This is a genomic window from Enterococcus sp. LJL51 (genome assembly GCF_054871795.1).
The window spans coordinates 264,470-286,361 of sequence record NZ_JBTXLW010000001.1; the positions used below are offsets into that span (position 1 = coordinate 264,470).

The following is a 21,892-nucleotide window of genomic DNA, read 5'->3' on the forward strand; positions in this document are numbered from 1 at the left end:
ATTTCCTTTGTTAAAAATTTATTTCACCATTTAATGATATCACATAAAGAATGAATTTTATACCATAAGATAGTAATTAATCCTATTAGAAATTTTTAACAAAAAAATACCATCCCTGTAATTTTTACAGGGATGGAAAAGGAGTTAAATGAAAAATAAAAAGGGTTGTTAGTTGTTGTGAGGTTATAATACTACCCTCATAATAAAATTGCAAACAATAACACTTTGCGAAATAAAAAAATCTTTTTTCAGCTCCTTCAGTCTATGAGCATACTCATTAGGCGGACCTTGAGAAACTCACCTTCGTCAGTCTTTGCCCCTCGTTCCATGACTACTTCAGTTTTAAAGCCCAGCTTTTCATACAGATGAACTGCCCGCTGATTTCTATCTTGAACGGTTAGCTCCAGACGTCGAATAATACCGCTGTCTTTTGACCAGTCAATCAGTTCTTCCATCATAAGTCCGCCAAGTCCCAGTCCCCAAAATTCTTTTAAAATACTAATTCCGATTTCACCAATATGTTCCATTCGCTGCTTTGAAGACGCCTTAACTGATGCAGTTCCAATAACTTGTCCATCAGCGACAGCCACCATCAGTACATTATTCAAAGACTCATAAAGTTCAGCCAAGTTGTGAGCCATTTCTTCTGTGTCAACCCCTGCACCATTCTCATCCATAACAAGATATGGTGTTTCACTGCCGATTTTATAAAACACTTGAATTAACTGCTCCGCATCATCCGGTATGGCCTCACGGATGATTATTTCTATTTCTTCTTTACCCATTGGCTTCCTCCGCATTCTTTATCCGTTCTAAATAAGCTTCTCCCTTCATACCAACTCCAGTCAAAACAGCCAGCCGCTGTTCTTCTTTTAAAGCATCTTTGTCCAGTCTGATCAGCAGGTACTCCTCAGGTAAATAGTCTTCCAACAGTTCACCCCATTCAACAACACTAAGCCCTTCTCCTTCAAAATATTCATCCAGAGCTAAGTCATCTCCTTCTCCGCCCACACGATAAACATCCATGTGATATAACGGCAATCGTCCGTTTTGATATTCTCTCACAATGGTGTAGGTTGGACTTTTAATCATCTGGTCGATTTCCAGCCCCAAGGCAATTCCTTTTGTCATCGTTGTTTTTCCTGCGCCTAAATCACCTGACAGGATAATTACGTCTCCAGCTTCGGCTAAAGCACCGACTTGTTTTGCAAAAGTCTCCATTTCCAGAAGACCATCTATTTTTCGTTTCATAGTCTCTCCTCTCAGCAAGCTTTGGCAGCTGCTCTTTTATATTAGAGCTAAGCTGTATTTTCTTTTTGGTGAGTATATCACAAAATAACTATCTATAGCAGCTATCTATACAAATATCTTTAATATTGAGTATCCAAATCTGAATAAAAAAAAGGCTAAAGGCCCTTAGTTCCGAGAATTTCCATTCTAAGTATTTTTTGCAAAGCTTTGGTATCCTCCAAGATTATCTATGGTTCTCACTTTGCCTCAATCCTCAAAGGATAAATGGGCGTTAGAACACCATATATTCAGATTTAATACAAAAAAAGAGCTTGGGCTGTTATTTTTACGGCCCAAACTCAATAAATTTTTATTTATTTTTCCATTACTGCTTGTGCAGCAGTAATGATAGATAATTTGTATACATCTTCTTCATTTGCTCCACGAGATAAATCTGAAACGGGTTTGTTCAACCCTTGCAAAATTGGACCAATTGCTTCGAAATTACCTAAGCGCTGTGCAATTTTGTAGCCAATATTGCCAGACTGTAGCTCTGGGAATACAAATACTGTTGCTTTACCTGCTACCTCTGATTCTGGCGCTTTCAGCTGTGCTACTGACGCTGCATAGGAAGAATCAAACTGCAATTCACCATCAATTTCCAGTTCTGGAGCCATTTCCTTCGCAAGTTTCGTTGCTTCAACTACCTTATCAACTTCAGGTGCTTTCGCTGAACCTTTGGTCGAAAAGCTCATCATAGCAACCTTTGGTTCGATATCAAACAACTTAGCTGTTTTCGCACTTTCAATAGCAATTCCTGCTAATTCTTCCGGATTAGGATTCACATTAATCGCACAATCAGCGAAAATATATCTTTCCTGGCCACGACCGCGGAACATAATCATTGCTCCACTTGTACGGCTAACCCCTGGCTTAGTTTTAATAATTTGTAATGCTGGACGTACTGTGTCGCTAGTAGAATGAATTGCTCCACTCACCATACCATCAGTGATACCCATGTATGTCAACATTGTACCAAAATAGTTTACATCTTTAAGGATTTTTTCTGCATCTTCTTTTGAAACCTTCCCTTTACGGCGCTCTACGAAAGATTCAACCATTTCATCCCAACGGTCAAAGTTATCTGGATCTACAATCATAAAATTAGATGTTGTAAGTCCGCGTGCATGAGCAGCCTTTACAATTTCCTCAGGCTTGCCAATCAATACAGGTTCCAGAAGTTCTTCTGATTTCAAACGAGCTGCAGCACCTAAAATTCTTTGGTCCAGTGCTTCCGGGAAAACAATTTTTACATTCTTATTAGTGACTTTTGCTTTTAAGCTATCGAATAAATCCACGATACACCCTCCAATATTGTTTTTACTTGTTCAATCATACACTATTTGAAAAGAAAATAACAGTTTTTTCTTTCTGTACTAGTGGAAAACCCTTATTCTGATAACATTTTCACAAAGTCCTTATCCTATACTACAACAGTTGCAATCTGTCTTATGACACAGATTCCGGTAATTGCCAATTAATCGGTGTTTCTCCTAATGCCAGTAGTGCATCGTTTGCCTTTGAAAAAGGACGCGAGCCAAAAAAGCCTCTATGCGCAGACAACGGACTTGGATGTGGTGACTTAATAATCACATGTTTACTTGTATCAATCATACGAATTTTGTCCTGAGCTGGTTTTCCCCATAAGATAAATACAATGGGCTGATCTCTTTCATTCAGCTTTTGAATAATAGCATCTGTTAATTGTTCCCAGCCCTGTCCTCGATGAGAATATGCCTGACCAGCACGCACAGTCAATACTGTATTCAGCAGCAGAACCCCTTGTTTGGCCCAACTTTCCAGAAAGCCATGATTCACCGGCTGATAGCCCAAATCAGTCTGTAGCTCTTTATAGATATTAACCAACGACGGCGGCGTCTTTACTCCCGGCTGCACCGAGAAGCTCAATCCGTGTGCCTGATTGGGACCATGGTATGGATCTTGACCCAATATTACCACCTTTACCTTTTCATAAGGGGTAAGCTCCAAAGCAGAATAAATATGATACATATCTGGAAATATAGTTTGTGTCGTATACTCCTGCTTCAAAAATTCTCTCAATTGACTATAATAAGGCTGATTAAACTGATCCTCCAACTTCTCCTGCCAGCTATTATGAATAATTGTTTTCATTTCATACGCTCCTTCTTCTTTCGCTAGATTTTTTAGTATTTAAGTGTTTTTTCTAATTTTTCATTCATTTTTTATTTATCATTGCCTGTTTTTAGATTCAGATCAATCTGAAAACAGCTGCTTATTTCTGCCCGCTATTTGAAGCTGCTGGAATGTCTGTTTCACTTTACCTATTTAGAATAACCAAGTTCTCAGAAACTTACAAGAGAATTTTATTATAACGATAAATAGCAAAACATGGTAAACTATACATAAGTAAATTGAATGAGGTGGAAATAGTTTATGATTAAGTTGATTGCTTCAGATATGGATGGTACTTTATTAGATTCAAAAATGGCTGTCTCTAAAGACAATGCTTCTGCCATTCGCGAAGCAGCTCGTCAAGGAGTAGAATTTATGGTGGCTACCGGCCGCGCTTACACCGAGGCGAAGCCTCCTCTTGAAGAAGCTGGAATAGAATGTGCTATGATTACTTTGAATGGGGCACAGGTTTTTGATAAAGATGGTAATTCTGTTTTTGTTGCCGGAATCGAGAAGGACACGGTCCATGAGGTTTTAGATATGCTGGACCAACACGAAGTTTATTATGAGATTTCTACAAATGAAGGAATCTTTTCAGAGAAACAAGAAAAACGCATTGAAAATTTTGCGACTCATATTGCTTCAACGATGCCCCATCTTACTTATAAGGTAGCAATTGCTATGGCGGCCGCTCATTTGTCTTTATTGGAGATTACCTATGTTAAGGATATGCGCGAGCTGATAGACAGGGAAGATATTGAAGTTCTTAAAATTATCGGCTTTAGTATTGAGGGACCAAAAGTCTTGGGGCCCGTCAGTCTCAAGCTAGACAAGCTTCCAGATGTTGTTGTCACCTCCTCAGCACAGAATAATATTGAAGTAAACCACAAGAATGCTCAAAAAGGAATTGCTGTTGCCAATATTGCCAAGAAAAAAGGCATTTCAGCGGATGAAGTAATGACCATCGGAGATAACTTTAACGATGTGAGCATGCTGCAATGGGCTGGGGTCAGCTTTGCCATGGGAAATGCTGAGGTAGAAGTGAAGGATTATGCAAAATATACAACCGCAACGAACTTGGAAAACGGTGTTGGTGAAGCAATTTTACGGGCTATTCGCGAAGATTTGTAATAGTTGTCAGTGAAACTGAAAAGAGGTGAAGCTTTGTGTCTGAATATTTTATTCAGGAGCAGCAACTGAGCAACGTGACTCGAACCATTGTTAAAGATGCAGATGGAAAATCATTGTTTTTATTGGTGGGCCGCTGGGGAACCAGAGGAGATGCCCTCTCTCTTTATGCGATGAATGGTGAGCTAGTTGCCAGTATCAAACAGCTGTCACTATTTTTCGGAACTCGTTTTGACCTGTATAAAGGCTTCGATAAAGTTGGAACGCTCAAAAAGATTTTAAATTTGAACATTGATTTTTACTATATCAATCAGCTGCATTGGACAGTAATTGGAGACATACAAAATCATTATTATTCAATCCAGCATAACAATCATAAAATCATGGAAATGAGTAAGGCCACATTATTTTCAGGCAACTACTTCTGTCTGGAAGTAGAGAATGATGAAGACGCTCCCTTATGTATTTGTATTGCAGCTGTTTTGGATTACTGGGTATACAATAAAAAGAAAGACAGCAATTCCCCTCTCTCAACAATTGGCTGGGGTTCTTGCTAATTAGAACGAGTTCGTTCAGTCTTAATCTATAGGCACAAATCAGCCTCCTGACAAAGAGTATCAGGAGGCTGACTTGTGCTTATTTTTTTAAAGAGCTTTTTTGTGCAGCTAGACATTGCCTAGATTTTCTTCTGCATATGGTCATACAAATGTCCGCTGATCATACGCTCTGCCACATCTTTGAACCCTTTACGTTCATATAAGCGTCTTGCATCAGGATTCATTTTATCTACGCTTAAACCAATTACTGATTTACCAGCTTTTTCAGCCATTTCCGGTAATGAGTCCAACAGCTTTGAGCCAATTCCATAGCCTCTGTATGCTTCATCTACTGCGATGGAATCCAGATACCATTCACCCGGCAGTGTTTCTTCATCTATGAATAACTGAAGATTCATATCCAATCCATATTTAATCAATATCTGTCTAAGCGGCTCATCAATAACCGACTCATCTTCAGCTGGATAGCCAAAGGCAATTCCCACTACTTTGTTATCCAGTTCATAGACCAGCCCTCTTTTATAGCCATATCGATAGTCTGGATTAGCAGCTGCTTCTTCCAGAATTGTTAATAATAATGTTTCCGGCACTTCTTTTAAAAAATCCAGCTCCATATCTTTCAAAATCACAAGAACCAGCGGAGCAATCATTGGTCCGTCTTCTTTTTTTGCAAAACGAATCATTTGTTTCCCTCACTTTCTTCAGTGAGTGTAACACTTTTTCAAGGTCATTTCATTGTTTTTGATTTTTTCTTTTGTTATTTTTCCATCTTTTAATCAAACTTTAAGCTGAATATTTTTTTATTTTTTCTAAAAGCATTCTATTTGTTTCTTCCCTCATTTAATTCAAAATTTCCTGAGGATAAGTGATGAAAAGGCTTACCATATAGCTGATTTCATCATCCGGTATTTTAACCTCATATTTTTTTTCCAGATCATTGAGCACCTTTCTAATGACTGTATGCTCCTTTAAATATTCTGCTTCGTACTTTTTCTGTTCTGGAAAGCAGGTTCCCCGCTTGTTCTTTTTTAAACCATCAACCAGACAACAAATATGAAAAATCGCGCCAAAAATTGTTCGCTTATGAAATTGACGCTGAAGTTCTTTTTCAAGGCAGGGAAGAATATTTTTTACATCTTTAACAATTTCTGTACTCTTAATCTCTGTCAACTCGGTTTCCAAGGTTTGATCGATTGCCCGATAAGTATTATCTATATCAATAATCTCCTGTATCTTCACCAGCGCCTCATTTTGGAACAAATCATATAACTGAAACTGTGGGACACTGGTTTGTATTGGTAAAGAGGAAACTACACATAGAACCGTATATTTTTTCTGCATAGCAGATAGATAATTACCAACACTTTCGTTGTGAAGCAGCGTAACCGGAATGATAGTCAAATCGGTTTCTTCTAAAGAAAGTTTGCTAAGCAGAATATTTTTCATCGTTACAGCTGTTCCTTCCCCTGTCAAACAGAAAGTTAGAATTACCGATTTTTTTTCGTCATTCCAGGTTGATGCGCAAATTGCTGGCTCGATTGAGGCAGCGTAATCATTGACCTGTAAGGTTGAACGATAAATTTCTTCCAGTGAGATACCAAGTACAGCCTTGCGGGTTGCCTCAAGAACATGAGATGTGCTTACCAAACCAATTGTAGCACAGCGGTTGCCCAATTCTTTCTCTATCTCGTAACCAATATTATTTAATGAACCCATATCTACTAAAAATAATAAATCTTCTTTTGTATTACTTTCAGTCAACAGCTGTTTCAGACGTTGCAGCATCGCATCGGGACTTTCCTCCAAGTCCATATTTATCCCCCAAGCTCCCTGTTCAACATTCAACAGACGATTAACAAAAGTGGTCATTGAAGTAGCGGTTGAGGCCCCATGGGCTAGAACAACTACCTGAACCTGCACAGATTTTTCAGTATTTTCCTCACTGTTGTAGATAAAAAACATTGCCAAAAACACAGCTTCTTCATCTGGAATATTAATATCTAATGAACAATTTAAAAATAGCAGACACTCCTTTGCAATACCAATGTAATCCGGATACTTTAAATCAATTTCAAGATAATCAGGATGTGTTTGAAGCTGCTCTCCCCGCCGTACACGGTCATAAGTATTTAGCAAATGAATAGCCAAACTGGTTTTTATTTTTTCATTTAGCTTGCGCTTCAGTAATTCTTCTGCTAAATGAATGGTTTGAATACAGGTTTCATACAAGGGTTCTGAAAAAACAGTCCTTAGCTTTTTGATTGAACGTTCTCCCGTTTCTTCAAACTGTAAGGAAAGGTAATTTTTTTCTACAATTTTAACCAGCTCTTCATAGCTCAATTTCCCTGCCTTTACATCATCTGTCTTTTCATTCAGAAGCTTGTATATGTTGCTCTGAAAGGAAGATTGCTTTTCAACAGAGTATTTCTCCGGCTGAAACAGAATATACCTCCCCACAGTCGTTTTCATTTTCTGCCAGATAATCCGCTTGTCCGGCTCTTGATAAAGGCCATTCAAGATATGAGGAGGCAGTTCCGGACTATGTATGCGAATATCATCCTGACCATTGAGTAGAAAATCAGCGTATGCTTTAGCGCAACAGAGCTGAATATCGGTTTTCAGCTGTCCGATATTGTTTGGGCAGTGGTAGCTAATCAATGCCCTTAAACTGTTTTGTGTAATTTGTAGGGGTTCGTTCAGCCGGTTTGCCTCTTCCTGTAAAAATAGAGAGACCAATCCCGCCCGTTCTTCCAATGTGCGTTCGGCTAAGCTGGGAATCTTTAAAACCATTGGGATGCGCCGCTGAAAGGTTTGCAGCAAAGCTGAATTAGGGGCTTCGGTTGTGGCTGCTATCAACTGGACAGTCGCTCGTCTTTCTTTAGCCGTTTCTCCCAAACGATTATACGTTCCATAATCAATAAACGTAAACAGCATCTCTTGCCCTTCTGGCGGCAGACGATGGATTTCATCTAGAAATAAAATACCGCCGTTTGCTTTTTCAATCAATCCTATTCGATCTTCATCCGCTCCTGTAAATGCACTTTTAGAGATACCAAACAACTGGCCCAGCAACAGCTGGGGGTTGTTAGCATAATCTGCACAGTTGAAACGGATAAACGGGTACTCCTTTTCTTTTCGTTTTACTGTTTTAGCATAGTCATAAATATACGAGACAAACATGGATTTTCCCACGCCTGTTTCTCCATAAAAAAGCATATTCAGCCCATTTGGTGGATAAAGAATAGCCGCCTGCGCCTGGTTGACAATCATTTTTAATGAAGGATTTTTCAGCACAAACTGTTCTAGTTCTGTCAGCTTTACAACTGGATGATACAAAACCGGCTTTCCGACTTCCTTTCTTGCTGCTCCCTGCACAACTAATTGGTTTAAGTCACTGCTGACATTTGCCCGCGACAGCTGCAGCTTTTCTGCTAATTCATTCGTTGTTATTCCTTCCCCTTGATATAGCGCTTTCAATTCTTCAAAAATAATATCCATCCGTTTCATCATTTCACCTCTTTCTCTTTTTATTGTAAAGCGTTTTCTGAAAAAGTAAAGGCTATCTGCATTTATGTGTTTTATTTTCTCACTATAATCAAAACACTTTTTTTTAATCCTTACATAAGTTCCTAGCAAAAGGGTTTTAAGTAGAATATGTGTTTTGGCATGGTTTTTGCTTTTTATAAAGAAAATCAGCTGAATAAGGAGGGGCATTATGGAAAATAAACTTATAGAGGAGGATTTGATTATCGGTCTAATTTTACAGGGGGGAAATGCAAGAAGTTTTGCAGTACAGGCTATCGATCAGGCAGCTGAAGGAAAGTATGATTTATCTAAAAAATCAATGCAGCAGGCTCATAGAGCCATTAGTAAGGCACATGATTATCATGCCAATCTAATTGAGGAAAATTTGGAAGAAACAATTCTTCCCTCTCCTCTATTGTTGATGCACGGACAGGATCATTTGATGAATGCACTCAACATGATTGATATGGCTGAACGAATGATTGTCCTTTATCGACGTCTGGATAAAGGAGGAATTTGATTTATGCTTCGAATTACAGTTGCCTGTGCTGCTGGAATGTCCACTAGTTTGCTCGTCAGTAAGATGGAAAAATATGCGGCTTCTATACAGCTTGATGTGCGAATCATTGCTGTTCCTGAAAAACAGTTTGAAAAGCATTTAGCTGACACAGATATCCTGCTGTTAGGCCCTCAGATTTCTTTTCTGGAAGAAAAATATCAGGAGAAATTTAAAGACAAAAATTTAATAGTCAGTACAATCTCCATCATCGACTACGGTCGAATGGACGGAAAAAAAGTTGTAGAAATGTCACTGTCATTATTAGAAGGAGGACAAAAAAATGAATAAATTTATGGATGGTTTACAGGACAGACTAGGACCTATCGCCTACAAACTTGATTCTAACCGCTACCTTTCAGCAATTAAAAATGGATTCTTTGTTGCTATGCCATTATTAATCATTGGTTCTTTATTCCTGCTCGTTACACAACTCCCTTCCCAAGCCTATCTGGATTTTATGGCTTCTGTATTCGGTGAGGGTTGGATGGATCTGTTTTTACAAGTAAACAATATGACGATGAATGCCATGACGATTTTTGTTATTCTAGGAATTGCCAGTGAACTAGCAAAGCACTATGAAGTGGACCGAGGTTCATCACAGGCTATCGCGATTGTTGCGTTTTTGGTACTGACCCCATTGACAGCAGATGATACCGGCGCGATGTTTTTGCCCCTTGGAAATTTTGGCGCTTCCGGTCTATTTGTCGGAATGATTACAGCGATTTTGTCTGTTGAAATTTTCCGCTGGGTTACACAAAAGGGCTGGACAATTAAAATGCCTGAATCTGTGCCTTCCAATGTCTCTAAATCATTTTCTGCCTTGATTCCAGGCTTTTTTGTAATCGTAGCATTCAATTTAATTCGTATTGGCTTTACCTTTACAGCATTTGAAACGGCGCAAAACTTTATTTTTGAAGTATTGCAGACACCTCTGCTTGCTCTTGGAAGCTCACTGCCGGCAACCTTGATTGTTCTGCTGTTTGAAGCTTTGCTTTGGTCTTTCGGTATTCATGGATCAAATATTATCGGTGCAGTGATGACGCCTATCTGGACTGCTTTGGCAGTGGAGAATGCTGAAGCCTTTGCCCGTGGTGATGTTTTGCCAAACATTGTTAATGCTCAATTTTATGGAAACTTTATCAAACTAGGTGGATCTAGTGCCACAATTGGACTGGCCATTGCTTGTCTGTTCTTTGCTAAGTCTTCCCAGTTTAAAACTTTAGGGAAATTATCATTTGCTCCAGCTATTTTTAATATCAATGAGCCTTTGGTCTTCGGTATCCCTATTGTATTAAATCCAGTTATGCTGATTCCATTTATTATCGCTCCTCTGTTAATGTGTATTATTGCTTATGCTGCAATGGCAACCGGACTCGTACCTATAACCAATGGTATTTTGCTCCCATGGACCACACCGCCTGTCGTCGCTGGATTTCTGTTAAGCGGCTGGCGGGGAGCGATTCTTCAGGTAATTCAAATTTTATTGAGCTTTGGTTTATACTATCCATTCTTTAAGATGGAAGACCTTAAAGCCTATAAAATTGAAGCCGAAGGCGAGACTGCTTATGATGCAGAGATGGAAGCTGAAATTGCCGAAGCTGAATAAAATAATGGGAAAGCCTTGACATGGGAACATTCCCATACCTTATTGTTTATCTAGTTAGAAAATAAGAAAGGATGTTTCAGAATGACAAATCATTTTCCAAAAGATTTCTTATGGGGTGCAGCAACTAGTGCTTATCAAGTAGAAGGCGCCTGGGATGAGGACGGGAAGGGAAAATCTGTCCAAGATGTTAAGGTCCTTCCCGAAAATACCAGCGATTTTAAAGTAGCAGCTGATCATTATCATCATATGAAGGAAGATATCGCTTTATTTAAAGAGTTGGGGCTAAAGGCCTATCGTTTCTCTATTGCCTGGACTAGGGTGATTCCAGATGGCGACGGCGAAATTAATCCTAAAGGGCTGCAATTTTATAGTGATTTGATTGATGAATGTCTAAAGCATGGCATTGAGCCTGTTGTAACCGTATTTCACTTTGATCTTCCAGCAGCATTGGATGAAAAAGGCGGTTGGAAAAATCGTGAAACTATCGATGCATTTGTTCGTTACTGCGGCATTTTATTTGAGCATTTTGGTGATCGTGTGAAGTATTGGCTGACGATCAACGAACAAAATATGATGGTACTGGCAGGTGCAGCAGTAGGAACCGGCGACCGCTCTTTTAAAGAGCTTTTTCAAGAAAATCATCATATGCTCCTTGCTCAGGCAATGGTCATGAAAGAGTATCATGATAAAAACTACAATGGAATGATTGGTCCTGCACCTAATATTGCCTTGGCTTATCCTGAAACAGACCATCCTGAGGATATGCGTGCTGCCCAGAATTTCAATGCGCTAAGAAATTGGCTGTTTCTTGATGCAGCCGTTTATGGTGTTTATAATCATCAGGTGATGACTATGCTAAAAGCAATTAATGCCGAACCGGAAATTACAGATGAAGATTTGGCAATCATGAAGAGCGGAACCTGTGATTTTATTGCATTTAACTACTATAATACCGGCACAGTTAAAGCTAGTCCTGTTGCCTCCACTGCCTCTGAAAAGAATGATCAACAGAAAGGGATGAATTTGCCGGGATTTTTCCAAGGAGTAAAAAACGAACACCTGTCAGTGACGGAGTTCGGCTGGGAAATTGATCCGGAGGGCTTCCGAACAACTGCCAATGAAATCTATTCCCGTTACCATTTACCTATGATTGTCACTGAGAATGGTTTGGGCGGACGAGATGAACTAACTGAGGATGGAAAGATTCATGATGCCTATCGAATCAGTTATCTACGTGATCATATCCAAACCATGAATCAGGCAATCGGAGATGGTGCAGAAATTATCGGCTACTGCCCTTGGAGTGCGATTGACTTGATTAGTACCCATGAAGGGATTAGAAAACGTTACGGCTTTATCTATGTTAACCGCTCTGATTTTGATATGAAAGACCTGAAACGCTATAAAAAGGACAGCTTTGCTTGGTACCAAAAAGTGATTGCGACAAACGGAGCAGACCTAGACTAAAACATTGTATTAGGTTGGTCGTATCAATAACTAAATGGAATTGAAGAGCTTGGAACAATCATTAGTGTGTTTGAGCATTTCCATCAACATAAAACAGTACAGAGACAATAAAAATAGAGACTAGCATGATGAACCTAAAATGCTAATCTCTATTTCTTTTTTCCGCATATATTGCTAAACTAAAGCTTTATTGAAAAAAACTAATACCAAGCCCGCAAATCTTTTTCTGGAAAACAGTCAGCTTCAACGTATTTTCTTACCTGACTTATTGCGTGGCCAACATAGCTATGGCCGCTTTTCGACTGATCCAGCTCTTCTATATAATATTGCTCAGTCAAACGATTGTATCCTATGCTTCCGGTAAATTCATTTTTACCTTCAACAAGATAACGATAAACCACCCGATCTGATGAATTTTCTAGTAGTATTAATTCAACCAACAGTCCCACTCCTTTGCCTACTTAATAAAAAGCTTTATCCTTGCTTTGTAATCAGTACCTCATCAATACGATGATCCTGCATTTTTCTGATCTCTAATTCAAGCGAAGATAGACTCAGTTTTTCCCCTGCTACCGGTACATGTCCTAAAGTCGTCATAATGTAGCCGCCCAATGTGGATGAAGTTGTATTGTTTACTATCCCGAAAAGATCCTCAAGAATTTCAAATTCAGTTGAGCCCTGCATCACATATTGATTCTCACTTAACTGATGAAAATCCGGCTTCTTATCATCAAATTCATCCCATATCTCGCCAACCAGCTCTTCAACAACATCCTCCAGGGTCACTAGCCCTTCCGTTCCGCCGTATTCATCTACAACAATTGCAAGATGATTATGCTCTTCCTGAAATTTTTTCATCAATTCAGAAATACGCATACTTTTCGGAATAAAAATGACTGGTTTGACAATACTTGCTAGTTCCTTTCCATCTACAAGCACCTCATAATAGAAATCCTTCTGATTAATGACGCCTAAAATTTCATCGATAGACTGTTCATAGTACGGCAATCGGGATAAACCTGTTTCTCTAAACAGCTCACCGATTTCTTCCATACTTTTTTTACAGTTAACAGAGACAATTTCCAATCTAGGTGTAAAAATATCCTGAACTTCTAAATCATTAAATTCCACAACATTTTTTATCAGTATCTCGTCTTCCTCATCAATTGATCCTTCCTGTACAGCTTCTTCTACCAAAGTCAGCAGCTCTTCTTCTGTAATTGAAGGTCCCACTTCCTTACTAGGCAAAAGCCAGATTAAAACAGACTTAATACCTGAAAAAAAGATAGTTAAAGGATAAACAATCATTGTCAACAGCTTTAACGGCCGGGCAAACATCAGCGCAAAATATTCCGGTGATTCTTTGGCAATTGCTTTTGGTGAAATCTCTGCAAAAGTCAAAACAACAATCGTCATGATAACCGTAGAAAGTGTTACGCCCAGGTTTCCAAAATACGCGACAAACAAAACCGTCGCAATAGATGAGCTGGCAATGTTAACAATATTATTTCCGATTAAAATTGCAGACAACAGCCGGTCAAAATCACTTAATAGATTCAGCACAACCTTTGCCCGCCTATCTCCAGCTTCTGCCATCTTCATAATTCGAATTCTGTTTAACGAGGAATAGGCAGTTTCACTTGATGAAAAAAAAGCTGAAAGTACAAGTAGTACTAATAACACAGGCAACATAATGCCTATCTGGGGGTCCATAAAATATCATCATCCTTTTTTACTTTTATTCTAATTACTTTATTCAAGTTTCCTAAATCGGAATCATTTTTCCTAGCTAATGCTGCAGATACTGTCGGATTTCCCGCTAGTATTGAGTGATTAGCAAGAGGCGTTCTGTCTGCAGCATTCTATTTTGATTTCTTCTCTCATTTTTCTTTAATCGTATTATACTATAGTTAAGACCTCATAACTAGCACCTCTCACAAAGTGTCTCTCAAAGACTTAGCCCTTCTGCATCAAGTCTTTGTTCGATACAGCTAGCGACTATCAACCCATCAAAAAAATAACATTTGATTCAACCTTATAATCTATACGGCTAAGATTAGTTTTCAGATATTTAACAGCACCTTTTATTATAGCAAAATTAAATTCTTCGTCTATAGAATTTAAAAATAGTTCTTCCGTAAATAATGAATACATGCTACTCAAACTGAAATAACTGCAATTCCTATCAGCGATTTTATCGCAAATATAATTTGCCCGCTAAAAAGCTACAACAGAAAACACACTTCAGTTTATTCTTAGCAGACCTTGGTGCTAAGAATAAGCTGAAGTGTGTCTATTTTATCTATCCCATAAAGCGTTCTTTTAAATAGGCGTTACTGGAATCCAGGTCTCCATATCTCCTTCTTTTCCATAAACTTCGATATCCGGACCAAATGCAAATTGATAGCCGCTGGTCGGTAGCCACTCTGTTACGATTTTCTTTTGAAACTGCTGTACCTCCTCCGGTAAACTAAGTTTATGAGGAAACGCCGCCCATGTCGCTGCTGGAACCGTTAATTCAAAGAATCCATCTGGTGTCTCTTTACCAGTAGCAGCACCAATATAATAATCAAATGTGCTTTCGTCCAGCTTAGGGTTATAGTCACTAATTCCTAGCAATCCCATTGGTTCTCTATCCATCAAAGATAAAATAGCTGGGATTTCACCGCTTTGTTGCGTCTGCTGCCAAAACTTTGGTAATTCCTGATAGCTCATGCCATTTTCCATCGTTGTATGAATTTTTTTCCCTACAACCTTAAACCCATCCATCTGAACAATTCGATAATTCAATGTATTAGCTCCTTTGATAGATAGTTCAAAGGAAAGCGGTGGATATGCCTTGACCATCACACCACCTTTTTTTATATCCTTTGGTGTAACTTCGTGCATTGCTTTAAAGGCTCTGCTAAATGAAGTTGGCGAGCTATAACCATATCGATATGCTGTATCAGTCACTGAGCTTCCGCTAATAATTTCATGAGCAGCTTTTGATAATCTGCGGCAGCGAATGTATTCTGAAATGGATACTCCAGCAACCATTAAAAATAACCGCTGCATGTGATAGGTGGAATAACCAAGAATTTTCCCCAGCTCTTCATAATCAATTTCCTCATCCAAATGATTTTCAATATACATCACTACTTTATTCATACCGTCCAGCCAATTTATCATTATTATCATCCTCTCTAATTTACTTTTTTCTAACTGGAACCCAGATTTCCACTTCTTCTCCAGCACTGTAAACCTCCATATCTGGTGCAACAGAAGTCATTTTCCCAGAAGCATAGCCAGTGTTTAATAAGTCATAGCCTGAATTTGGCGCCCATTTTTTCACAATGTTCATTTGTGTCTTCCCAGAAGTTTTTCGTGTGCAGGGAAATACAGCCCATGTTGCTGCAGGCACTATATAATCATTCATATCTTCTGGAGTTTCATGTGTAGTTGCAGCTGCGATATAATAATCAAATCTTTTACTGTTTTTACTGTCTACATTATACACGCTTGCTCCAATCAAACCAAATGGTGCTTGATTAATCAATGGTAATAATTGTTCATTTTTACCTTCTTTCATTATTTTTTTCCAGAATGAAGGACAATCTCTCATCCCTTTCATTAACGCATTTGTTGTATGCTTAACATAACCTGCTAATTTAAACTCGCCTAATTCTTCAATTCTATATTCCATAATAAATCGCTCCTTATTTCTTGATGTCTTAACTTTACCAAACATAAAAAAAGAAAACCTTACAATTTCGGTTAAGAAGTGTAAGGTTTTTTCAAATCCTGTATTTGATAATCTCAAGAATTTAGCTTTTTCGGCAGCCTTCCACAGAAAAGAGCAAAGTAAGCAGTACTTGGAGCTTCAGCCGAACTATCTTTTCGTATAATAAATCCGGTCCAAAGCGATAGTTGATAGAAGAAAGACCCGATGATCATGTGCATCATCGATTTCTATATGGTATTCATCGCCCCCCATAGTTAGTTTTCTTTTGTCGATATCACATAGAATATCCTTATCTAAAACAAGCTGGTGACTTCCGGTGGCTCCAAAGCCCATTTTTACTTCTCCCAAAGAAGAATCAATATTGAATTTATAAGAGAAGATATTCAATGAACGGGCAATGGATAAAACTTTTTGGTCTTCTACAGTAATATGATATTTTTTAAAATTATATCTCAAGAATGAGCCTAGCACACTCATAAAATTGACATCTGTTCCACACTTAGCTACGGTTTGGTTGTCCATATCTACAATCTCAAAGTTCTCACGGCCTAAAAAGCTCCCCTTCACTTTATAGACTGCATTTCCAGCGCCGTCTAAAATTTCATAGCTTGGTTTTAAAGCAACCAATTTTTGCTTGATAATAAATTTCATGATTCACACTCCATTAATAATTTCAATTTTGTTTTACTATCTATAGGAGGTTGTGACAGAAGTGTTCGCCTTATTGTCGAAGAAGTTACTTCTGAAACACCCTTTATTTGGCTTTAAGGGACTGAGGCATACTGATATCACAGCCCCATTTATCTTCATGATTTACTTAGAAGGTTCTTAATAAGACCTTGCTTCCGGTTAGATAAATCCGAATAGTTTCTCCAGCGTTTTCATAAACCAGCATTTCAAGTCCTTCATCAGCATTTGCCAGCATGTTTGTTAATTCTTCCTGCATTTTCTCTTGACTGCCGCCAAAAAAATTAACTAGCTTTTCCTGTGTTTTTTGGTCTTCAGCAGCACTTTGCAGCGTAGTCATGTCTGTAGTAAATTCCTGCATAACCTTTGTCATATCTGTTATTGTTTCTTTTGGCGCTCCATATGTTTTTGTCAAATCATCTTTACTAAGCCCTACCTGAATCTCATCAAATTCCCTCGACTTTTGATTCGCTTTAGTACTTTGCTCTGCCTTGTTCCCGCTTTGACTTTCATTTGATCCGCAGCCGGCTAATCCCAAACCTGTTAAACTTAATAAAACGGCACCTAAAATTATTGTTTTTTTCATCTTTATTCGCTCCCAATCTTAACTAATCTTGTCGTTTCTTTTTATAAAAAAAGAGAAAAGCTCTTTTTCGTCAAATCTTTTTACCTTTTGCTTAGTTCCTCTGAAGTTGGTACTGGGAGAACGACTCTGCTCAATAAGTTGTATTCGTCATCATAAACGGTTAATTCCACCGGTTCATTCTGATTGGACAGTAATACAGCGGTATAGTATAGCAGCTCAACATTTGGTTCCAACACTTCATAATTTAATGCACTAGGATTCAAGGATTCGTGTTCCCTAGCCAAAAAATTTGCAGTTAATTCCTCTTCCTGTTTAAAGAAAAAATAGGTTCGTATAGGTGGTACGGCGTTAACTTCCTTTTTATTTTTAAAATTGTAATACAAGATTAACGTCAGCCGCTCAAAGCTGTCATTGATTACTGCTGTGTCAATCAGTGTTATTTTATAGGTATCCGTTTCAATAATTTTTCCGTCCGCTGCCTTTTCTGAATCTGTTAGATGAACCTTTAGTTCACTTACTTCAATGTCTAAAACATCTACTCTTTCATTGTTGTGCACAGTAAACAAGTAACCAACTGGCTTTCCTGTAATCTGTAGAATATCACCATTTTTTGGCCATTTTTCTTTCTGAATATTCGAAATATTCAAATAAATGGGTGTATCACGATTTCTCATTAAATAAACAGGAATATACCATTGACCATTCAAGGTCTCATCGCTTGATATAATCTCTTCAGGTTCCCCTCTCATTTGAGCAACAAAGGTGATTGTTTCATCTATAATTTCTGAATAAGCAATCATCTTGGGCATTCCTGCATAATTCGCCAAATTTTCATATATCGCTTCTTTATTCATATCTTTTTCCGTTGAAATTTTCCCGTCATCTGTTGTCTCTGCTGATTGGACTGAAGATAACTTGTTCATTTCTTCTGTCTCAATACAACTCTTAGCACATCCTGAAAAAAGCAGGGAAACAGCTGCTACAAAAATAATAGCACTGTACTTTTTTGTCACAATCCTCCTCCTATCTTTTAACACCTACATCATGTAGTTATACTAACATAGGTATTTCTTTTCTGTCAACCGCTTCAAATACATTTTTCTTGACTTTAAAATCCAGGTTTCTTTTAAATAATTATCTCTGGTATAATGATTTTAAGAAAACAAGCTGACATACAGCTTTGAAAGCTATCTCAGCTTGCGGTAATAATAAGGAGGAAAATATGAATTCTCAAATCTCTGATTCTGAATTAGAAATCATGAAAATTATATGGGTACACGACAGCAAGATGATGCTGGCTGAAATTGTTGAAGAGCTTCATAAGAAAGGCTTTGAATGGAAAAATAACACGATTTTGACTTTTCTATCCCGATTAACTGAAAAAAAATTTTTAAAAATTAAAAAAAAGGGTAGAAAAAATGAATATATTGCTTTGTTGACAGAACAAGATTATTTAGGGGAAACAACAAAAGAGTTTGTAGGAAAAGTTTACGAGGGAGAAGTAAAAGACTTAATTGCAACATTAGTTCAAAATGACCTGATTTCCAGTAAAGAAATCGATGAGTTGAAAGACTACTGGGAAAATAAGAAAAAATGACAGCTGAACGTTTTTTAAGTATCCTTTTTTCTCTCAGTATTTCCGGCTCTCTCCTGTTTTTAGTTTGGAAAGCTGCAGAGCTATTCATGAAAAAGCGTTTTTCGCGGCGTTTTCAATATGTATTGCTGCTTATTGTCGTTCTTCGCTTTTTATTACCTATCACGCCTGCGTATAGTTTCGTAGGTACACTCTACTCTTTTATTCAATCAACTTCTGCCTATGAAGCCATCTTAGGCGGTCCGGCAAACCAGCCGGCTCCCCCAATTATTGTCGGCGATAATGTGGTGATTGGCGATAATATAGTTTTGGGGCGTGAAAGCAATAACTACGATCAATACCTGCTCTATGGCTGGCTGCTTATTGCTTTCTTCCTGCTGGTACAAAAGTGGACAAAGTATCAGAGCTTTAAAAAATATATTCGTTCTGACTGGCGCCCAGTAGAACGCCCGGAAGTATTAGATATCCTAAGTACAGTCTGTGAGCAGAACAATATAAAAGGGGCTGTTGAGCTTTATGTCACGCCTCTAATTTCCTCACCTTTACTTTTAGGTACAAATAAAAGCTGTATCGTTCTTCCAACAGACGATTTAACGGAAGGACAGCTATATGCCATTTTATCGCACGAAATGATCCATTATAAAAACAAAGATCTTATCTACAAGTGGCTAGTACAATTCACTATCTGTGTTCATTGGTTTAATCCTCTGGTTTATCAATTAAGCAAAACAGTAAATAAAAGCTGTGAATATGCCTGTGATGAAGGAGCTATTGCTCTAATGAATCAGGAGGAACACTATCAATACGGTTTAACTTTAATCGAAATGACGAAATCTTCTGGTACCTATAATGAGAAGGTTGCTTCAGTCACTCTTTATGAGAATGCAAATGAAATCAAGAATCGCCTTGAAGCTATTGCTTCAAAACATGAGCGGAAAAAGAGAGACACTTTTATCTATTTAGTAGTCACCCTTCTCATGCTTGGTATTGCTTTAGCTTTGGGAGCTCACACTGGAAAAACAATTACTACTGCCGAAACAGAAGCTGCCTCCCCCATTGAAGAGACATGGGCAACTAGTTCTTCTCCAAAAATGATTGAAGAAGAGTTGCCGCTGGGACGACACTTTTACAAAAAATAAGTAGTAAGAAAATCGGATTTTTATTAAATTGCCTCACAATGATTAGCTTTGCTTGTCTAACCATTGCGAGGCTCTTCATAAGATATTCTTTGAAAGAAACCAGCTCCACTTATCTGTCTATATCACGATTCACCTCTAGAGTTTTCCGACACCTTCTAGTCAGGAGGAATAAAGTATGCGTAATCTATTAATCTTAGAAGATGAACAAACACTATCCCGGGGAATTCGACTATCGCTGGAAGCTAAGAATACAAAGAATTCCGAAGCCCAGACTATCAGCTACAACATCTACACTTGGTGTTCTCACTGCCTGGCTGGTTTTCAAAATCACAGACAGTTATCAGATGGACTTTTTACTCCCGATTGTTCCATTAGCCATAATCGGCTTCGTCTTTGTCCTATTATGTGTAACCCTTCCTGTATTAGTTTTTCAAGTCTCCGTTCGAAAAAAACAACAGTCCAAAGTAATAAACAGCCGAATCTAAGGTTCTATAATATTTTGTGTTGGTGGAAAATCTGCAACACTTTTTTGAGTGTTCAAACACAAAAAAGGAACAACAAACCGATAAAATGAAATCGTCCAAAACCACAAATCATCAGAAAGGTTGTTCCCCATGGATAAGAATACCAGAAAATTGCTCGGACTAACAGATAACCACCTCTCCTTTGGAGAGGATTGGCTTGAATATAGACCAATGAAAGGAGTTCAGGCTCAGGTAATTAAGGCTACCCTTACCTATCGCCCAATGCATTGTGAGAAATGTGGGGTAAAAAATCAAGGGCAAATAATTAAGAATGATCATCATCTAACCAACGCTCAACTTCCTGTGTTTAATGAGCGCTTGACCTTCTTCAAGAAACACAAACAAGGAATCACTAACGCTTTTCGTTATTCTTTCTCCAATGGTGTGACCGAAGGGCTAAACAACAAGATTAAAGTCATCAAACGTGTTGCCTATGGTTATCGCAATTTTTATCATTTTCGCTCAGGTATTTATAGTATTCAAGGCCTTATTTTTTCAGAGCATGAAAAAGAGAAACAAGCGAATATCTCCGCAGCTTTATAGGTAAATCGGGAATTACCAGTTCCACTTGTGTAGGAACATTTAGTGGGATGGTATGCGTACGATGATAGATGAATGTGTAACATTCATACCTTATATTAGAGCTAGCTGTTCAGCTACGAATATACCTTGTGGAGCCTGCCTCTGCGATTACTCGAGGCAAAGCATAATGAATTTATAGGCTTAGCTGCCAAAATCATTCGCTTTATTTTCGCTTTTTCAAAAAAACTTGGAACAAAATCAGAGAATCTCTGTTTTTTCATTCCAAGTCCTTCTATTTTATTCAGTTTTTGTCCTACCAACACAACTTGACGTAGAACCGAATCTAATGATGTTTTGAAAATCATAAAAAAGCGCCCTGCTCGAATTGAGCAGGGCGCTACTTATTGATTGGTTATTATTTGCTTAAAGCAGTTTTTGACTGCTCAGCTAATGCAGTGAAAGCAGCTGCATCATTAACAGCTAAATCAGCAAGCATTTTACGGTTAATATCGATCTCAGCCAATTTCAAACCGTGCATCAATTTAGAATAGCTTAAACCATTCATACGAGCTGCCGCATTGATACGTGCAATCCATAATTTACGGAAATCACGTTTCTTTTGACGACGATCTCTGTATGCGTAGCTGTAAGATTTCATTACCTGTTCTTGAGCTGTTCTAAATAAAGTATGTTTTGATCCGTAGTAGCCTTTCGCTAACTTAAGGATTTTTTTACGACGTTTACGGGTTACTGTTCCACCTTTAACACGTGCCATGTTGAATTCCTCCTAAATATCTATCATTTCTTTTTGGATTTTATTTTTCGTTACA

General features: G+C 38.1%; 23 protein-coding genes. 9 read left to right on the forward strand and 14 right to left on the reverse strand.

Annotation, left to right across the window (positions count from 1 at the left end; all coding sequences use genetic code 11):
• Positions 1-257: 257 nt before the first annotated feature.
• The 4 genes from ACYSNQ_RS01245 to ACYSNQ_RS01260 form a co-directional block, all read right to left on the reverse strand.
• Positions 258-785, reverse strand: a complete 528-nt coding sequence (locus ACYSNQ_RS01245) for a GNAT family N-acetyltransferase (RefSeq protein ID WP_426080948.1) — start codon at positions 783-785, stop codon at positions 258-260.
• Entirely contained in the window at positions 778-1,251 is a 474-nt protein-coding gene (tsaE, locus tag ACYSNQ_RS01250) for a tRNA (adenosine(37)-N6)-threonylcarbamoyltransferase complex ATPase subunit type 1 TsaE (protein ID WP_426080949.1), read from the reverse strand. Before tsaE ends, ACYSNQ_RS01245 begins: the two co-directional genes overlap by 8 nt.
• A gap of 353 nt (positions 1,252-1,604) precedes the next feature.
• A complete protein-coding gene (gene pta / locus ACYSNQ_RS01255) occupies positions 1,605-2,588 on the reverse strand; it encodes a phosphate acetyltransferase (protein WP_426080950.1) in 984 nt (327 codons plus the stop codon).
• Between the two features lie 151 nt (positions 2,589-2,739).
• On the reverse strand, positions 2,740-3,423 hold the full coding sequence (locus ACYSNQ_RS01260; RefSeq protein ID WP_426080951.1) for a uracil-DNA glycosylase: 684 nt from the start codon (positions 3,421-3,423) through the stop codon (positions 2,740-2,742).
• 282 nt (positions 3,424-3,705) lie between these two features.
• Between ACYSNQ_RS01260 and ACYSNQ_RS01265 the strand changes: the two genes are divergently transcribed.
• Positions 3,706-4,575 carry a Cof-type HAD-IIB family hydrolase gene (locus tag ACYSNQ_RS01265; RefSeq protein ID WP_426080952.1) on the forward strand — a complete coding sequence of 290 codons (870 nt, stop codon included), beginning with the start codon at positions 3,706-3,708 and terminating at the stop codon, positions 4,573-4,575.
• 35 nt (positions 4,576-4,610) lie between these two features.
• Complete coding sequence (locus ACYSNQ_RS01270; RefSeq protein WP_426080953.1) at positions 4,611-5,129, forward strand: LURP-one-related/scramblase family protein; 519 nt, start codon at positions 4,611-4,613, stop codon at positions 5,127-5,129.
• Positions 5,130-5,248: 119 nt separating this feature from the next.
• Here the strand turns inward: ACYSNQ_RS01270 and ACYSNQ_RS01275 are convergent, their stop codons facing one another.
• Positions 5,249-5,812: a GNAT family N-acetyltransferase gene (locus tag ACYSNQ_RS01275; protein WP_426080954.1), complete on the reverse strand. Its 564-nt coding sequence runs from the start codon at positions 5,810-5,812 to the stop codon at positions 5,249-5,251.
• Between the two features lie 157 nt (positions 5,813-5,969).
• Positions 5,970-8,636, reverse strand: coding sequence for a sigma-54-dependent transcriptional regulator (locus ACYSNQ_RS01280; protein WP_426080955.1), 2,667 nt, complete (start codon positions 8,634-8,636; stop codon positions 5,970-5,972).
• Between the two features lie 208 nt (positions 8,637-8,844).
• On the opposite strand from ACYSNQ_RS01280, the gene ACYSNQ_RS01285 reads away from it, so the two are divergent.
• The 4 genes from ACYSNQ_RS01285 (at position 8,845) to ACYSNQ_RS01300 (ending at position 12,286) form a co-directional block, all read left to right on the forward strand.
• The gene (locus ACYSNQ_RS01285; RefSeq protein ID WP_426080956.1) at positions 8,845-9,174 is read left to right on the forward strand and encodes a PTS lactose/cellobiose transporter subunit IIA; all 330 of its coding nucleotides are present in this window, start codon (positions 8,845-8,847) and stop codon (positions 9,172-9,174) included.
• A gap of 3 nt (positions 9,175-9,177) precedes the next feature.
• Positions 9,178-9,501: a PTS sugar transporter subunit IIB gene (locus ACYSNQ_RS01290; RefSeq protein ID WP_426080957.1), complete on the forward strand. Its 324-nt coding sequence runs from the start codon at positions 9,178-9,180 to the stop codon at positions 9,499-9,501.
• Complete coding sequence (gene celB, locus ACYSNQ_RS01295) at positions 9,494-10,819, forward strand: PTS cellobiose transporter subunit IIC (RefSeq protein ID WP_426080958.1); 1,326 nt, start codon at positions 9,494-9,496, stop codon at positions 10,817-10,819. Before ACYSNQ_RS01290 ends, celB begins: the two co-directional genes overlap by 8 nt.
• Before the next feature lie 81 nt (positions 10,820-10,900).
• A complete protein-coding gene (locus ACYSNQ_RS01300; protein WP_426080959.1) occupies positions 10,901-12,286 on the forward strand; it encodes a glycoside hydrolase family 1 protein in 1,386 nt (461 codons plus the stop codon).
• A 200-nt stretch (positions 12,287-12,486) separates the two neighbouring features.
• Here the strand turns inward: ACYSNQ_RS01300 and ACYSNQ_RS01305 are convergent, their stop codons facing one another.
• From ACYSNQ_RS01305 to ACYSNQ_RS01335, 7 genes are all read right to left on the reverse strand, one after another.
• Positions 12,487-12,726, reverse strand: coding sequence for a hypothetical protein (locus ACYSNQ_RS01305; protein WP_426080961.1), 240 nt, complete (start codon positions 12,724-12,726; stop codon positions 12,487-12,489).
• Between the two features lie 34 nt (positions 12,727-12,760).
• The gene (locus ACYSNQ_RS01310) at positions 12,761-13,999 is read right to left on the reverse strand and encodes a hemolysin family protein (RefSeq protein ID WP_426080962.1); all 1,239 of its coding nucleotides are present in this window, start codon (positions 13,997-13,999) and stop codon (positions 12,761-12,763) included.
• Positions 14,000-14,608: 609 nt separating this feature from the next.
• Entirely contained in the window at positions 14,609-15,457 is an 849-nt protein-coding gene (locus ACYSNQ_RS01315) for an AraC family transcriptional regulator (RefSeq protein WP_426080963.1), read from the reverse strand.
• A gap of 19 nt (positions 15,458-15,476) precedes the next feature.
• Positions 15,477-15,971 carry a GyrI-like domain-containing protein gene (locus tag ACYSNQ_RS01320; RefSeq protein ID WP_426080964.1) on the reverse strand — a complete coding sequence of 165 codons (495 nt, stop codon included), beginning with the start codon at positions 15,969-15,971 and terminating at the stop codon, positions 15,477-15,479.
• A 186-nt stretch (positions 15,972-16,157) separates the two neighbouring features.
• Positions 16,158-16,661, reverse strand: coding sequence for an LURP-one-related/scramblase family protein (locus ACYSNQ_RS01325; protein ID WP_426080965.1), 504 nt, complete (start codon positions 16,659-16,661; stop codon positions 16,158-16,160).
• Between the two features lie 166 nt (positions 16,662-16,827).
• Positions 16,828-17,283 (reverse strand): hypothetical protein, encoded by a 456-nt coding sequence (locus ACYSNQ_RS01330; protein ID WP_426080966.1) that lies wholly within the window; start codon positions 17,281-17,283, stop codon positions 16,828-16,830.
• Positions 17,284-17,363: 80 nt separating this feature from the next.
• A complete protein-coding gene (locus tag ACYSNQ_RS01335) occupies positions 17,364-18,296 on the reverse strand; it encodes a DUF5067 domain-containing protein (RefSeq protein ID WP_426080967.1) in 933 nt (310 codons plus the stop codon).
• A gap of 209 nt (positions 18,297-18,505) precedes the next feature.
• On the opposite strand from ACYSNQ_RS01335, the gene ACYSNQ_RS01340 reads away from it, so the two are divergent.
• The 3 genes from ACYSNQ_RS01340 (at position 18,506) to ACYSNQ_RS01350 (ending at position 21,083) form a co-directional block, all read left to right on the forward strand.
• Positions 18,506-18,880, forward strand: a complete 375-nt coding sequence (locus ACYSNQ_RS01340) for a BlaI/MecI/CopY family transcriptional regulator (protein WP_426080968.1) — start codon at positions 18,506-18,508, stop codon at positions 18,878-18,880.
• Positions 18,877-20,016 (forward strand): M56 family metallopeptidase, encoded by a 1,140-nt coding sequence (locus tag ACYSNQ_RS01345; protein ID WP_426080969.1) that lies wholly within the window; start codon positions 18,877-18,879, stop codon positions 20,014-20,016. The genes ACYSNQ_RS01340 and ACYSNQ_RS01345 overlap by 4 nt, the downstream gene beginning before the upstream one ends.
• A gap of 746 nt (positions 20,017-20,762) precedes the next feature.
• Positions 20,763-21,083 carry a transposase gene (locus tag ACYSNQ_RS01350; RefSeq protein WP_426081157.1) on the forward strand — a complete coding sequence of 107 codons (321 nt, stop codon included), beginning with the start codon at positions 20,763-20,765 and terminating at the stop codon, positions 21,081-21,083.
• Between the two features lie 394 nt (positions 21,084-21,477).
• On the opposite strand, the gene rplT is transcribed toward ACYSNQ_RS01350, so the two are convergent.
• Positions 21,478-21,837 (reverse strand): 50S ribosomal protein L20, encoded by a 360-nt coding sequence (gene rplT / locus ACYSNQ_RS01355; RefSeq protein WP_426080970.1) that lies wholly within the window; start codon positions 21,835-21,837, stop codon positions 21,478-21,480.
• Positions 21,838-21,892: the final 55 nt, after the last annotated feature.